This is a genomic window from Devosia sp., from assembly GCF_040509215.1.
GTDB lineage: Bacteria > Pseudomonadota > Alphaproteobacteria > Rhizobiales > Devosiaceae > Devosia.
Genome location: NZ_JBEVLL010000173.1, coordinates 1 through 12,716, shown reverse-complemented (window position 1 = coordinate 12,716; position 12,716 = coordinate 1). Strand labels below are relative to the sequence as shown.

Annotated in this window: 13 protein-coding genes and 1 pseudogene; 11 read left to right on the top strand and 3 right to left on the bottom strand. The window is 61.1% G+C overall.

Annotated elements, in window-relative coordinates:
* The first annotated feature begins 2 nt into the window (after window positions 1-2).
* Together ABW043_RS09635 and ABW043_RS09630 are read left to right on the top strand one after the other, a co-directional pair.
* A complete protein-coding gene (locus tag ABW043_RS09635) occupies window positions 3-359 on the top strand; it encodes a VOC family protein (RefSeq protein ID WP_353920995.1) in 357 nt (118 codons plus the stop codon).
* Window positions 360-413: 54 nt separating this feature from the next.
* Complete coding sequence (locus ABW043_RS09630) at window positions 414-827, top strand: RidA family protein (RefSeq protein ID WP_353920994.1); 414 nt, start codon at window positions 414-416, stop codon at window positions 825-827.
* Between the two features lie 130 nt (window positions 828-957).
* Here the strand turns inward: ABW043_RS09630 and ABW043_RS09625 are convergent, their stop codons facing one another.
* The gene (locus tag ABW043_RS09625; RefSeq protein WP_353920993.1) at window positions 958-1,341 is read right to left on the bottom strand and encodes a hypothetical protein; all 384 of its coding nucleotides are present in this window, start codon (window positions 1,339-1,341) and stop codon (window positions 958-960) included.
* Window positions 1,342-1,558: 217 nt separating this feature from the next.
* Between ABW043_RS09625 and ABW043_RS09620 the strand changes: the two genes are divergently transcribed.
* The 4 genes from ABW043_RS09620 to ABW043_RS09605 all read left to right on the top strand — a co-directional run bounded on the left by ABW043_RS09620 (window position 1,559) and on the right by ABW043_RS09605 (window position 5,703).
* On the top strand, window positions 1,559-3,427 hold the full coding sequence (locus ABW043_RS09620; RefSeq protein WP_353920992.1) for an ABC-F family ATP-binding cassette domain-containing protein: 1,869 nt from the start codon (window positions 1,559-1,561) through the stop codon (window positions 3,425-3,427).
* A complete protein-coding gene (locus tag ABW043_RS09615; RefSeq protein WP_353920991.1) occupies window positions 3,424-3,852 on the top strand; it encodes a cupin domain-containing protein in 429 nt (142 codons plus the stop codon). The genes ABW043_RS09620 and ABW043_RS09615 overlap by 4 nt, the downstream gene beginning before the upstream one ends.
* Window positions 3,853-3,930: 78 nt before the next feature.
* A complete protein-coding gene (locus ABW043_RS09610) occupies window positions 3,931-4,791 on the top strand; it encodes a DUF4344 domain-containing metallopeptidase (protein WP_353920990.1) in 861 nt (286 codons plus the stop codon).
* Window positions 4,792-4,884: 93 nt separating this feature from the next.
* The gene (locus ABW043_RS09605) at window positions 4,885-5,703 is read left to right on the top strand and encodes a DUF4344 domain-containing metallopeptidase (protein WP_353920989.1); all 819 of its coding nucleotides are present in this window, start codon (window positions 4,885-4,887) and stop codon (window positions 5,701-5,703) included.
* Between the two features lie 3 nt (window positions 5,704-5,706).
* Here the strand turns inward: ABW043_RS09605 and ABW043_RS09600 are convergent, their stop codons facing one another.
* Window positions 5,707-6,324, bottom strand: coding sequence for a YitT family protein (locus tag ABW043_RS09600; RefSeq protein WP_353920988.1), 618 nt, complete (start codon window positions 6,322-6,324; stop codon window positions 5,707-5,709).
* Window positions 6,321-6,767 (bottom strand): DNA polymerase III subunit chi, encoded by a 447-nt coding sequence (locus ABW043_RS09595; protein WP_353920987.1) that lies wholly within the window; start codon window positions 6,765-6,767, stop codon window positions 6,321-6,323. Before ABW043_RS09595 ends, ABW043_RS09600 begins: the two co-directional genes overlap by 4 nt.
* A gap of 169 nt (window positions 6,768-6,936) precedes the next feature.
* Between ABW043_RS09595 and ABW043_RS09590 the strand changes: the two genes are divergently transcribed.
* The 5 genes and pseudogenes from ABW043_RS09590 to pdxA form a co-directional block, all read left to right on the top strand.
* Window positions 6,937-8,007: an LptF/LptG family permease gene (locus tag ABW043_RS09590; RefSeq protein WP_353920986.1), complete on the top strand. Its 1,071-nt coding sequence runs from the start codon at window positions 6,937-6,939 to the stop codon at window positions 8,005-8,007.
* The gene (locus tag ABW043_RS09585) at window positions 8,004-9,074 is read left to right on the top strand and encodes an LptF/LptG family permease (RefSeq protein WP_353920985.1); all 1,071 of its coding nucleotides are present in this window, start codon (window positions 8,004-8,006) and stop codon (window positions 9,072-9,074) included. The genes ABW043_RS09590 and ABW043_RS09585 overlap by 4 nt, the downstream gene beginning before the upstream one ends.
* Window positions 9,071-11,371 carry an LPS-assembly protein LptD gene (locus tag ABW043_RS09580; protein ID WP_353920984.1) on the top strand — a complete coding sequence of 767 codons (2,301 nt, stop codon included), beginning with the start codon at window positions 9,071-9,073 and terminating at the stop codon, window positions 11,369-11,371. The genes ABW043_RS09585 and ABW043_RS09580 overlap by 4 nt, the downstream gene beginning before the upstream one ends.
* Before the next feature lie 97 nt (window positions 11,372-11,468).
* Window positions 11,469-12,365: a peptidylprolyl isomerase gene (locus ABW043_RS09575; RefSeq protein WP_353920983.1), complete on the top strand. Its 897-nt coding sequence runs from the start codon at window positions 11,469-11,471 to the stop codon at window positions 12,363-12,365.
* Between the two features lie 91 nt (window positions 12,366-12,456).
* A pseudogene (pdxA, locus tag ABW043_RS09570) lies at window positions 12,457-12,716 on the top strand (4-hydroxythreonine-4-phosphate dehydrogenase PdxA); the annotation flags it as partial.

The following is a 12,716-nucleotide window of genomic DNA, read 5'->3' as shown; positions in this document are numbered from 1 at the left end:
CAATGCTTCCCGTTTCAGATATGACCAGGGCTTGCGCGTTCTATGAGGACGTTCTCGGCTTCAAGAAGGTTTTTGAGAACGGCAATCCCGTCGGGTTCATGATCCTGAAACGCGACGACGGGGAGCTGCATCTTACGCTGCAGCCGCAGCACGAGGCAGCAGACTTCAATGTCGCGCATCTGCTGGTAGACGATGCGGAAGCTCTGTTCCGGCGCTGCCAGCAGGCGGGGCTGCGCATCGTCAAGGGCTTGAAGGACAAGGACTATGGCCTGCGGGCCTTCGTCTTCGAAGATCCCGATGGCAACCGGATCGACGTGGGCCAGATCATTGGTCGGTCGGCGCACCCTGCTGGCTCCTGACAGGATCGGTCACTGCCCCGTTGGATGGTTCTCCATCATTCAACGGAGCTCGCCATGACCAACACGATCACGCGCATGAACCCCGAAACCCTGCCGGACGCCGGACAGGCAGGATATTCGCAGATTTCCGTTGTCGAGCCGGGACGGCTGGCGTTCGTTTCGGGACAGGTGCCATGGAAGCGCGATGGCGGGCCGGTGCCGGGGACGCTGGCCGAGCAGGTGGCAATCGTCGCCGAAAACCTGTCGGCGGCACTCGTGGCGCTGAAGGCGACGACAGAGGATATTGCGCAGATGCGGATTTATGCCGTGGACCTCAATCCCGAAAGCATGGGGATCGGGATGGCGGCGATCGGGAAGTTTTTGAATGGAGCGCAGCCGAGTTTGACCGGCATTGGCGTCAGCGCACTGGCGGGCCCGGGACTGCTTATCGAGGTGGAGATGGTGGTTCGGGTGCCGGACGGGGTGTGAGCCCCTAGCAACACTCCCCTGCGTCACCCTCGGGCTTGACCCGAAGGCGCTGTACTCTCTTGCGGCATTCAAGTGAAAAGTCCTCGGGTCAAGCCCGAGGATGACGATCGGTGGGCGTGAAGGTTTCCGCCTAGTCGCGCTCGACGTTCGCCGAGCCGGTACCAATGATGCGGCCATCGGCGGCTGTTACGGTGACGTCGATGCGGGTGACAGCCTCATCTTCGGTTTCGATGGCGTATTTCACGTCGTGTTCAACGATCTGCATGGTGCAGACTTCGGCGGTGGAGCTGACGGGGAAGTTCACCGCTAGGGTGCCGTCGACGAGGTCACCGAGCTCGGCTCGACCAATGGCGTCGCAGGCGCCACCGTCGAATTCGAAGTCGATGAGGATCTGATAGGGATTGATGCGGGTGGCGTCGAGGTCCTCGAGCGGCTGTCCATTGTCCTGCGCCAGGGCAGGAGCGGCGAGACCGATGGTGGCGATGACAGCAAAAGCGAAGCGGGCGTCAAACATGGGGGCGTCCTTTTTGGCTCGGTGACTGATGCAGAAATGTCTGTCCTGGATATTTGATGCGCAGATTCTGGCGACAGATTGGCGCGTCTTCCCCCAAGCCAGTTGCCATAAGCATACCTTAACTCTATCCAGCAGCGAACCATTTGTCGCGGCCCCCTGCCCCATGCAGGACGCGTTGCCTGCGTAGCCTCTTTGTCCGGACAGTTATTTTCCCGCCATGTTGACCATTTCCAATCTCACCTACCGCATCGAAGGCCGCGAGCTGTTCGAAGAGGCTTCCGTGGTCATCCCGACAGGTTCGAAGACCGGCTTTGTCGGCAAGAACGGTACGGGCAAGACGACGCTGTTTCACCTGATCCAGGGCAATATTCACCTCGATTCAGGGAACATCGAGCTGAACAAGAAGGCGCGTATCGGTGGCGTGGCGCAGGAAGCGCCGGCCGGCGAGGAAAGCGTGCTCGACGTGGTGCTGGCGGCCGACAAGGAGCGCACGGCGCTGCTTGCAGAAGCCGAGACGGCGACCGACGCGCATCGCATTGCCGAGGTCTATACGCGGCTTGCCGATATCGACGCCTATTCGGCCGAGGCGCGGGCTTCCTCGATTTTGAAGGGGCTCGGCTTTGAGCAGGATCGGCAGAATGGGCCGACGCGCGAGCTGTCTGGTGGTTGGCGCATGCGCGTGGCGCTGGCGGCGGTGCTGTTTAGCCAGCCCGACCTGCTGCTGCTCGACGAGCCGACTAACTATCTCGATCTTGAAGGCACGCTGTGGCTCGAGAAGTATCTCGCCACCTATCCCTATACCGTCTTCATGATCAGCCACGATCGTGACCTCCTCAACAAGGCGGTCAATTCGATCGTGCATCTCGAGCATCGCAAACTGACCTTCTACAAGGGCAATTACGATACGTTCGAAAATACGCGCCGCATGCAGATGGAACTGCACAACAAGAGCCGCGACAAGGCGCTCGACCAGGTCGCGCATCTGCAGAAATTCGTCGATCGCTTCAAGGCCAAGGCGACCAAGGCCAAGCAGGCGCAATCGCGCATGAAGATGATCGAAAAGCTCAAGCCACCGGCGGCGCTGTTCGATGAATTCTCGGCGCCGTTCAAATTCCAGCAGCCCAAGGCCGAGGCGGCAACGCCCATGCTGACGCTGGACGGGGTTTCGGCCGGCTATGGCGACAAGACCATTCTGCGCAATATCAATATGCGCATCGACCCCGATGACCGGATTGCGCTGATCGGCGTCAACGGCAACGGCAAGTCGACTTTCGCGAAGCTGCTGGCTGGCGATATCGAGCCGATGGGCGGGCAGTTGCGCAAGGGCAAGAAGCTCGAGATTGCGCACTTTGCGCAGCACCAGATGGACAAGCTCAAGCCCGAATGGACGCCATTCGAGCATGTGGTCGACATGATGCCGACCGATAGCGAAGCCAAGCGCCGCTCGCGCCTGAGCCAGATGGGGCTGACCAAGTCGCGCATGGATACCAAGGCGAAGAACCTTTCGGGTGGCGAGCGAGCGCGTCTGCTTATGGGTCTCATCACCTTTGGCGGGCCGGGGATGATGATCCTCGACGAGCCGACCAACCACCTCGATATCGATAGCCGCGACGCGCTGGTGCATGCCCTCAATGATTATGAAGGCGCGGTGCTGATCATCAGCCACGATCGCCACTTGATCGAAGCGACCTGCGATACGCTCTGGATTGCCGAAGGCGGCACGATCAAGGAACTCGACGAGGACCTCGACAGCTACCAGCGCAGCATTACCTCCAACAAGGAAGGCAAAAGCGGCGGCGGCGGCACGGGCGCGCGCAAGCTTTCGAAGCAAGAGGCCGCGGCGCGTCGGGCCGAGCTGGCGCCACTCAAGACCTCCATTAAGGATGCGGAAACCAAGATTTCCCGTTTGAAGGTGGAAATCGAGAAGATCGAGGCGCAACTGGCCGATCCCAAGGTCTACAACGGACCTGCCGACAGGTTGATTGCACTCGGCAAAGACAAGGCGCGGTTTGGCGCCGACCTCGAAACTACCGAAGAAACATGGCTGGCGCTGAGCGCCGAGCTGGAGGAAGCGGAGCGCGCATGAACAGGCTCGCCGCCAAGGACGTCATCTATACGCTCGGCATGGAACGCCACCCCGAGGGGGGTTGGTATGCCGAGACGTTTGTGGACATCGAGGGCGAGACGGGCCGCGCGCATTCCACCGCGATCTACTATCTGCTCGAGGCCGGCGACCTGTCGCACTGGCACCGGGTCGATGCCGTCGAGGTGTGGCACTATTACGCCGGTGCGCCGATAGAATTGAACCTGTCGGACGGAATTACGGTCGACACGCACGTGTTGGGATCCGATCTCAACAGTGCGCAGAGACCGCAGGTGGTGGTGCCGCGGGCGGTGTGGCAATCGGCAAAATCACTGGGAGACTGGACGCTGGTGGGCTGCACCGTGGCGCCGGGCTTCCAGTTCTCGGGCTTTGAAATGGCCGCGAAAGGCTGGGCACCGGGGCATTAACGACGGCGCCGGGGCCGCGTTGACAGGGACGCGGCATTGGCATCTTGTTGAAGCTATCAGTGAGCCGAAAGGCAGTTCATGCGTCGCTTGTTGTTTCCGATCCTGCTGGCACTTGCCGCCCTGATGACGGGTGGAGTCCAGGCACAGGACATGGCGGGCTTTTCCAAGCAGCAGCGCGCCGAAATCATCCGTTTTGCCGCCAATAACAGTCTCTTCGTGCTCTATCACGAAATGGCGCACCTGCTTGTCGACCAGCTCCGCCTGCCGGTGCTCGGGCGCGAGGAAGATGCGGCCGACAATGTGGCGACCTGGACGCTGCTGAACAAGCGCACGCCGGAATCGGACAAGGCCCTCGCCGACGCCGCCGAGGGGTGGCTGCTGACCGGCGTTGCCTATGACAGTGGCAAGTATGAAGAAGACTTCGCGGCCGCGCACAGCCTCGACAAGCAGCGGGCCTATCAGATCGTGTGCCTGATGGTGGGGAGCGACGATACCGCTTTCCGGCCCATCGCCAATCAATATGCCATCGGCCGAGACCGGCAGGATTCGTGCTATTGGGAATATGAGCTGGTGGACCGGAGCCTCAAGGGCGTGCTCGAGGAGCACACGGCCGATGCCGGCAATTCCAAGGTCAACGTAACCTATCACGATGCCGGCGGGCGGCTGAAATTTGCCGCCGATGCCTTCCGCTCGAGCGGGGTTTTTGACGAGGTCGCCGCCGAGGTGCGCGACCACTACAACCTGCGCCGGCCGGTGAAATTCAACGCAAGGCGCTGTGGCGAGGCGAACGCCTATTATGATCCGGACACGATCGAGATCATCTTCTGCTACGAGCTGATGAAGGACTTCATGGAGCTTTATGCAGCAGAGCTGCCGGACCCGGTGAACCCGGCTCCAAGACCTTCGGGCGCGGGCAAGGACAAGGGCGGCTCGAACTAGGCTTGATCGCCTTTTTTAACCGGAAGCGTGTTATCTGGCTCGCCGGTCCGGAAGCGGACTGAAACGCCAAAAACCCTTTCGGAGTTCTCTCCCATGATTTCGCTGCGCAAGACTGCAGCCGTATCACTGTGTCTGGCACTCTTGGCCGCGCCGGCAATGGCGCAGGACGAGAACCAGGTGCTCGCCGATTCCATGGACTTTGCCATGCATGACGCGCTCTACACCATGTATCACGAGGTCGGCCACATGCTGGTGGGCGAACTCGGGCTCCCGGTGCTGGGCAAGGAAGAGGACGCGGCGGATTCCCTCGCCACCATCTGGCTTTTGACCGACGAGACCGACGACGATAGCTGGAATGCGCTGATCGACGCGGCTGACGGCTGGTATTTCAACGCGGTGAGTTCGACCGGCTCAGGCGTCGAGGATTTTTCCTACTACGATGACCATAGCCTCGATATTCAGCGGGCCTATGCCATGGTCTGCATGATGGTGGGCGCGCAGCCGGACGTGTTCGGCGAGACGGCCGACAATTATGACATGGACGCCGACCAGCAAGAGGCCTGCGCCGATACCTATGAGCAGGCTGTCACCTCATGGGACGCGCTGCTTGAACCGCATCTGGTCGATGGGGAACAGGGCGCCGAGATCGAGGTCATCTATGACGATGCCGGCGAGTATGAGGAATTTGCCGAGGAGCTGAAGGCGCGCGGCATTCTCGAACATACGGCCAAGCTGGTGATGGATTGGTATGTGTTGCCGGAGAATGTGACGTTCCGGGCGGCGCAGTGCGGCGAGGCGAATGCCTATTTCTCGCCCGGCGATCGGGAGATCACCTATTGCTACGAATTGGCCGAGCAGATGTTCTATCTCTACCTCTATGACATCGCCGGTTGGAGCGACACGGCAGAATAGAGGCTAGCTGAAGCCGACGTAGCGGCCGGGCTTGTGGTTGAGGGCGACGATGAAGTTGAGGACCAGCGCGCCGAGGATTGAATAGAGCACCCGGTCGAGCGGCAGGATGAAGAAGGCGGCAAAGAGAATGGCGGCGTCGACGGCGAGCTGGAAATAGCCGGCACGGAGACCGAAATTTTCCTGGAGGTAAAGCGCCAGGATGTTGATGCCGCCGACGCTCGCCTTGTGGCGGAAGAGCGAGAGAATGCCGAGGCCGATGAGGCCACCGCCGACGAGCGACGCAAAGAGCGGGTGGATATCGCTGATGCCGATCCAGCCCGGAATCTGGCTTGAGAAATAGGATACGAGCCCGACGCAGATCATGGTTTTGACCGCGAAGGGCCAGCCCATGCGCAGGAATGCCAGAGCGTAGAACGGCAGGTTAATCGAGAAGAACAACCAGCCGAAGGGAATGCCGGTGGCGTATTGGAGGAGCAGCGCGAGACCCGCGGTGCTGCCCGTCGCCAATTGCACTTCGGAATAGAAGGCAATGCCGAGCGAGACCAGCATGGTGCCGATGAGCATGGCAAAGAGGTCTTCGGGCAGAGTGTGCCGGCTCGGCGTCGCAAGGTCGGAGGTCATGCCTTTTTCACCCAGCGGCCATCGCCTTCCTGCTGCCAATAGGTGACCTCATTGCCATCGCGCAGCGCCCGCCAGGCCTGGCGCGCCTCGTTGACGGCATCGGGATCGTGGCCGGAAAACATGTAGACGATGCGCCTGTAGCCATCGGCGGATTGGGGCACGGCGCGATCGACGAAAAAGCGGACCACGGCGCCATTGGGATTATCGGTTTCGGTGGTCAGGAGGATCGGCTGGTGCGGATCGCTGGGTTCGCCGGCAAGGCCGTGGGGCAGGAAGGAATCGTCGCGAAACGTCCAGAGCATCGAATCGAGCGCCTCGGCGCGCTCGCGCGATCCGGATTCGACGACTGCGCGCCAGCCCCGCTCCAGCGTCTTTTCGAGAAGCTGCGGCAGGACCGATTCCAGGGGGCGGACTTCGAGGTGATAGAAGAGAACTTCGGCCATGGCGCGACATTATCCGGGCGCCGCGAGGAGCGCCAGCGCGGCAAGCGAGCAACAGGCTTGCACCAATCGCGGTGTGCACAATCCGCGCAATTGTATCGAAGGCTTGTTTGCATCATTGTTCGCAAAACGCGGCCAAATGTGCGCCGCAAAAGGATTCTAGCGTAACGGCATGAGACGCCTGACTACCTATCTGGCCCGGCTTTTTGCCACGGATGCGTTGATCCTCACCGCGATCCTGTGCGTGCTATTGTGGCTGGTGAATTGCCTCAGGCAGTTCGAACTCATCTCCGTGAAGGGTCAGGGATTCGGCACGCTGGCGGTGCAGGCGCTCTACACCATGCCGCCGCTGGCCATGGCTTTCTTCTATATCTGCGTCGGCATCGGCATGATCCGCGCGTTGAGCGCGCTGCAATTGAGCCGCGAGCTGCACATCATCCACGCCACGGGCTCTACGAGCGGTATCTGGCGCGGTGCGGCTACCGTGATCATGGGCGGGATCGTCGTCGTCATGCTGCTGTCGCACTGGCTCGAGCCTTGGGCCAATCGCAAGTATACCGAACTGGCGGCGAGCGTTGCGGCCGACCTCGTGAGTTCGACGCTGCGGCCGGGGCGGTTTACCCAGGTGACGCCCGGGGTGATCCTCCTGATCGGCGGGCGCGAGGCGGGTGGGGAAATCACCGACTTCTTTGCCGACGATCGGCGCCTGCCCGACTCGCGCCGCACCTATATTGCCGAGACGGCGCGGGTTTCGAGCGACGGGGAAAACTACGTGCTCGAGCTGCGCAACGGCATGCTGCAATATGTGCAGGATGACGGGCGCTATTCGGAAGTGCGCTTCAGCCGCTACGATCTCAGTGTCGCCAGTATCTCGCAGGCCATTGCCGGCGGCGACTCGATGGCGGAACGGAACAGTGTCGATCTCATCAGCGAGGCGATAAACACCGGTTTCCTGTCGCAGGAGGCGGGCAATCGGCTGCTCGACCGCTCGGCCGAGGCGCTCCGGGTGATCGCCATCGGGCTTTTCACCCTGGCCATTGGGGCTTTTCCGAGCGGCTCGCGGGCGCGAATACCCATGCCGATCGAGGCCATGGTGTTGCTGGTCGCCTTCGCCGAACGTGGCGTGGGTACCTATAGCCCGCTGGGGATCGGGACCGGGTCGGTCCTGCTCATCATCTTCTCGGGCTTGGTCCTGACCTTCCGACTTTGGCCGCGACGTCCGGTTCCGCTGGTGATGGCATGACCAGAATCGATTGGCTGGTGCTGAAACGCCTTGGCAGCCGCATCGGCATGACGGTCTTCATCTTTTATGGGCTGATCGCGCTGGTCGAGTCTCTCGACACCTGGCGTTTCACCGTCGTGTCCGAACGGGACGGTTTGGTCATGGCCCTCGTCATGGTGGCCATGAGCGCGGTGCGCTGGACCATCAAGACGCTGCCAGTGACGGTGCTGATGGGAGCGATTCTGGGGTTGGCAGACCTCAAGGCTCGGCATGAACTGACCGTGATCAAGGCCAGCGGCATTTCCATCTGGCGGGCGGTACGCGCGCCAACCGTGGTGCTGCTGCTTGTGAGTTTCGTCATTTCCATCGGGGCGGAAACGGTCAGCACGCAGATCAATCGCGATCTCTACCCTACCCCACCGGGGCTCGCCGCGCTGCTGACGCCGCCGGGCGAAATCTGGCTCGAGCAGGAGGGCGATGAGGGCAAGTATGTGATCCTGGCGCGCTCGATGGCGCCGGGAGGCGCCGAGCTCAACGACGTGACGCTGTTCCGTATGAGCAGGACCGATGTTCCGCGGATCGAGGCGCAGCAGGCTCTGCTCGAAAACGGCAAGTGGCACATGCCGGTTGCGACGGCACGGACGCCGGACAAGCCGCCTTACACGCTCTACGGTTACGAGGTATCGACGAGGTCCACCGCGGCAGAAATCAGCCTGAAACTGGCCTCTGTGGAAGACATGACCTTCTTCGACATCGTTGAGCTGCTGGGCAAGGGCGTGGCGGACCCGCTGGTCAAATCGGCGGCGACGATGCGGCTCTACAAACTTCTCTCGCTTCCACTTGTGCTTAGCGGTTCGCTGTTCATTGCCTTTGCGTTTACCGCAGGTTATCGAAGGGGCACTAGTCTAGGTCCTGCGGTCCTCTATGGCATCGTGCTCGGATTTGTCGTGTTCGTGATTACCGAGATGGCCGACCGCGCGGGGTCGACTGGCGTTCTCGATCCAACTTTCGCGGCAGTCGGACCGGCATTGGTAGCCATTGTGATTGGTGTAACGGTGCTACTGCACAAGGAAGACGGACGGACGTGACGCGAAGCCAGGGACATGGACGAGGCCTCTTGCGCGCCCTGCTGCTCGGGGCGTCGCTTTGTCTATTCGCGCTGCCCGCTGCTGCGCAGGGTCTTGTTCCCACTGACTTCTTCAATGCGCCGATCGATCCGGCCTCCCCCACTGGAGTCGAGGCCAATGTGCTCAGCTTCAACGCCAAGACCAATACCGTCGAGGCGTCTGGCGGCGTGGTGCTGAAATCGAGCGGTTATATCGTGACCGGCGAGAAGCTGATCTATGACCGCAATACCAATTCAGTGAAGATGGCTGGCGCCGTGACGGTGACGGACCCTTCGGGCAATGTGATGGAGACGACTGATCTCGACATCACCGGGGGGATGAAGCAGGCCTTTTTCAACGCCCTGACGATCACGGCTTATGACGGTTCGCGGATTACCGCTGACAGTGCCGACTATGATTCCGTGCTGCAGAGCATCTACAACAATGCCAGCTACGCGCCATGCGGCGAGTGCATTGACGGCAAGGGCCGCCGTATCGGCTGGTCGGTCAATGCCAGCAAGATCGTGCATAGTTCGGACGACAATTCGGTCACGCTCGAGAATTCGACGCTCTACCTGCTCGGCATTCCCGTCGCCTGGGTGCCTTATCTGTGGCTGCCGGACCTCAGCGAATCTGCGCTGTCGCGCGCACCGCGGCCAAGCGTCAGCTATGCCGAAGATACCGGCGTTGGCGTTGGCGTGTCTGTCAACGTCTATGGCAACAAGTGGACGGATGTCTGGCTGAGCCCCAAATTCTTCTCGCGGCAGGGTTTCCTGCTTGGAGCGGAATGGGAACAGCGGTTCGAGAATGGGTCGTTCCGGGTCAGAGCCTCGGGCATCAATCAGTGGGACCCCGGCGCCTTTGGCACGGAAGTCGGAAATCGTGACTGGCGCGGGGCCATTCAGACTTCGGGCACGTTTACCCCGATCGAGAACTGGGAGACGGGCTGGTCTTACACCGCCTTTAGCGATGCGGGCTATCTCGAAGACTATGCGTTGACGACCGCCAAATCGACGACAAATGAGGTCTACGCGACCCATGTCAGCGAGCAGACTTACTTCGACATCCGCCTTCAGCAGTTCAACCAACTGGGCGTGACAGTTACCGACGCAGATCAGAACAAGCAGGGCGCGAACCTGCCGGTTACGCGCTTCGAGCACATCATCGATCTCGAAGACGATATGGGTCGGCTGGCCTTTGAAGGGCATTTGCGCAATGTGGTGCGCAATGCCAACAGCACGACCGCCGTCAACGGCGTCAACTATGTCTACGGCTACCAGGGCACCAAGACGCATGCGACGCTGCAGGCGAGCTGGCAGAAGCAGATCGTAGGCGGCGGCGGTTTCGTCTTCACGCCCTATGTCGGCGGCCGAGCGGACTTCTCGTATTATGACGGCAAGAGCGTGTTGCTGCCGGGCGAAGCGAGCCTTTTGAGTGCGACCCCGATCGCAGCCATCGACGTGCGCTATCCGCTGATGGCAAGCAATGGCGCGGATGTGCATATCATCGAGCCGATTGCGCAGCTGGTCTATCGCGGGTCGGACACGACCATGCTGGGCATCACCAACGATGATGCGCAGAGCTTCGTTTTCGACGATACGAACCTGTTCAGCTACAACCGCTTCTCCGGCTACGACCGGCAGGAAACGGGGCTGCGCGCCAATATCGGCGGGCGCTACCAGGCCAATTTCGACAATGGCAGCTATCTTGAACTGATTGGCGGGCAGTCGTTCCAGTTGGCCGGGGCCAATGCGTTCTCGAGCGTCGACCATGCCAATACCGGGGTTGGTGGCGGCCTTGGAAACAGCGCGTCCTATGCGGTGCTGGGCGCCTACGGGTCCTTCACGCCGGGCCTGACCTTTGGCGCCAAGACGCAGCTCGATACTTCGGCCTGGACGCTGGCGCGGTTTGGGGCTGGGGCGAGCTACAGTGCTGACGGCTATGGGGCAACGCTCGACTACCGCTATATCCGCGCCAATCCGGGACTGGGGCAATTGCTCGACCAGCACGAGATCACGGGCGGGCTGACTATTCCGGTGGCGGATTACTGGAGCCTCAAGACAAATGCCGCCTGGGACCTCAGCGCCAATAGCTGGCTGCAGGTGGGTGGCGGCGTGGTCTATGACGACGGCTACCTGACATTCGGCGCCAATGCGCAGCGCAATGGGGCGACCCACACTTCGCCCAATTCAACCAGCGTGCTCGCTACTTTTGCCATCAAGGCCCCGGCCGGGCTGAATGTGGGCTATAGTGGTGCGGTGCCGACGCCCAACTTCTGATCGGCCGTACTCGGATTTTGGCCGTATTGTTTGGGCAATTGACAGCACATGTTTCGAGCCGCATTGATGCGGCAAACTTTACAATGCGGACCTGACGATGACCTTTGCATTTATGCGGCGCGCCACCGGCGCCATGATCCTCGGCCTCGTGCTGGCGACGGCATCGGCCCTGCCCAGCTTCGCGGCAACCATTGCAACTGTGAACGGCACGCCAGTGACCGACGTACAGGTCGAACAGCGCCTGCGCCTGTTCAACATGGAAGGCAACAAGACCGGCCGCAAGGGCGCGACCGATCAGCTCATCACCGAAGCCATCCAGATGAACGAAGCCAAGCGCCTCGGCATCAATGTTTCCAATGCACAGGTTGACGAAGCGCTGCTGCAGATCGCGCGTAATCTCAAGGTGAGCCAGGATCGGCTGCTTGAAATGCTCGGCCAGGGCGGCGTCGGTGCCGACACGCTGAAGGATCGACTCCGCGCGGCCATCGCCTGGAACGCCATTGCCCAGCAGGCCGTGGTTCCCAATGTGCAGATTTCGGACCTCGAACTCGATCAGCAGGCTGCGGCCCGCCTCGCCGACTATCAGGGCTTTGACTATATCCTCAAGGAGATCGTCTTTGTGGGTGCAGGCGCCAGCGGCCGTACGGCCCAGGCCAACAAGTATCGTTCGAGCTTTGCCGGGTGCGACAGCGCCGTGCAGCTTTCTCTCGCCTATACTGACGCGGCCGTGGTTGATATCGGCCGTCGCCATGCGACCCAGCTTCCCGAAGCCATGGCCAAGGAACTGGCTGGCATGAATGTGGGCGGCATCACCAAGCCGCGCGTTGTCGAAGCCGGCGTTTCCATGCTCGCCATCTGCGAAAAAACCCAGGCGCAGGACCTCACCTTCATGAAGGATGAAGTGCGCGCCGAAGTTGGCAACGGCAATATGGAAAAGGAAGCTGCCGCCTATCTCGAGCAGCTCCGCAAGAACGCCAAGATCATCTACAACTAAGCGAAAGCGCCTCGCGCTTCTTGCTCAGGATTGAGAACAGCTCGCGGAGCCGCATCATTCGATGCGCCTCCGCTTTTCTTTGGGGGCATTGATGAAGCCGCTGGCGATCAGCATGGGCGAGCCTGCGGGGATCGGCCCGGACATTGTTCTTTCCCTTTTTGCTCAGAGGCAGGAGCTTGGGCTTCCGGCTTTCGTCGTGTTCGGGCATGCCGGATTCCTGGCTGAGCGGGCGAAGCGGCTGGGGCTCGATATCGAGGTTGTGGCGACCTCGCCTGCCAGTGCCGGCGAGGTGTTTTCGCGGGCGCTGCCAGTGGTCGATATTGCAGGGATTGTGCCGGACCAGCCGGGACA

Bases quoted from the DNA above. Each gene is read 5' to 3' on its own strand.
- ABW043_RS09635 (WP_353920995.1), top strand. From the start codon at position 3: ATGCTTCCCGTTTCAGATATGACCAGGGCTTGCGCGTTCTATGAGGAC.
- ABW043_RS09630 (WP_353920994.1), top strand. From the start codon at position 414: ATGACCAACACGATCACGCGCATGAACCCCGAAACCCTGCCGGACGCC.
- ABW043_RS09625 (WP_353920993.1), bottom strand. From the start codon at position 1,341: ATGTTTGACGCCCGCTTCGCTTTTGCTGTCATCGCCACCATCGGTCTC.
- ABW043_RS09620 (WP_353920992.1), top strand. From the start codon at position 1,559: ATGTTGACCATTTCCAATCTCACCTACCGCATCGAAGGCCGCGAGCTG.
- ABW043_RS09615 (WP_353920991.1), top strand. From the start codon at position 3,424: ATGAACAGGCTCGCCGCCAAGGACGTCATCTATACGCTCGGCATGGAA.
- ABW043_RS09610 (WP_353920990.1), top strand. From the start codon at position 3,931: ATGCGTCGCTTGTTGTTTCCGATCCTGCTGGCACTTGCCGCCCTGATG.
- ABW043_RS09605 (WP_353920989.1), top strand. From the start codon at position 4,885: ATGATTTCGCTGCGCAAGACTGCAGCCGTATCACTGTGTCTGGCACTC.
- ABW043_RS09600 (WP_353920988.1), bottom strand. From the start codon at position 6,324: ATGACCTCCGACCTTGCGACGCCGAGCCGGCACACTCTGCCCGAAGAC.
- ABW043_RS09595 (WP_353920987.1), bottom strand. From the start codon at position 6,767: ATGGCCGAAGTTCTCTTCTATCACCTCGAAGTCCGCCCCCTGGAATCG.
- ABW043_RS09590 (WP_353920986.1), top strand. From the start codon at position 6,937: ATGAGACGCCTGACTACCTATCTGGCCCGGCTTTTTGCCACGGATGCG.
- ABW043_RS09585 (WP_353920985.1), top strand. From the start codon at position 8,004: ATGACCAGAATCGATTGGCTGGTGCTGAAACGCCTTGGCAGCCGCATC.
- ABW043_RS09575 (WP_353920983.1), top strand. From the start codon at position 11,469: ATGACCTTTGCATTTATGCGGCGCGCCACCGGCGCCATGATCCTCGGC.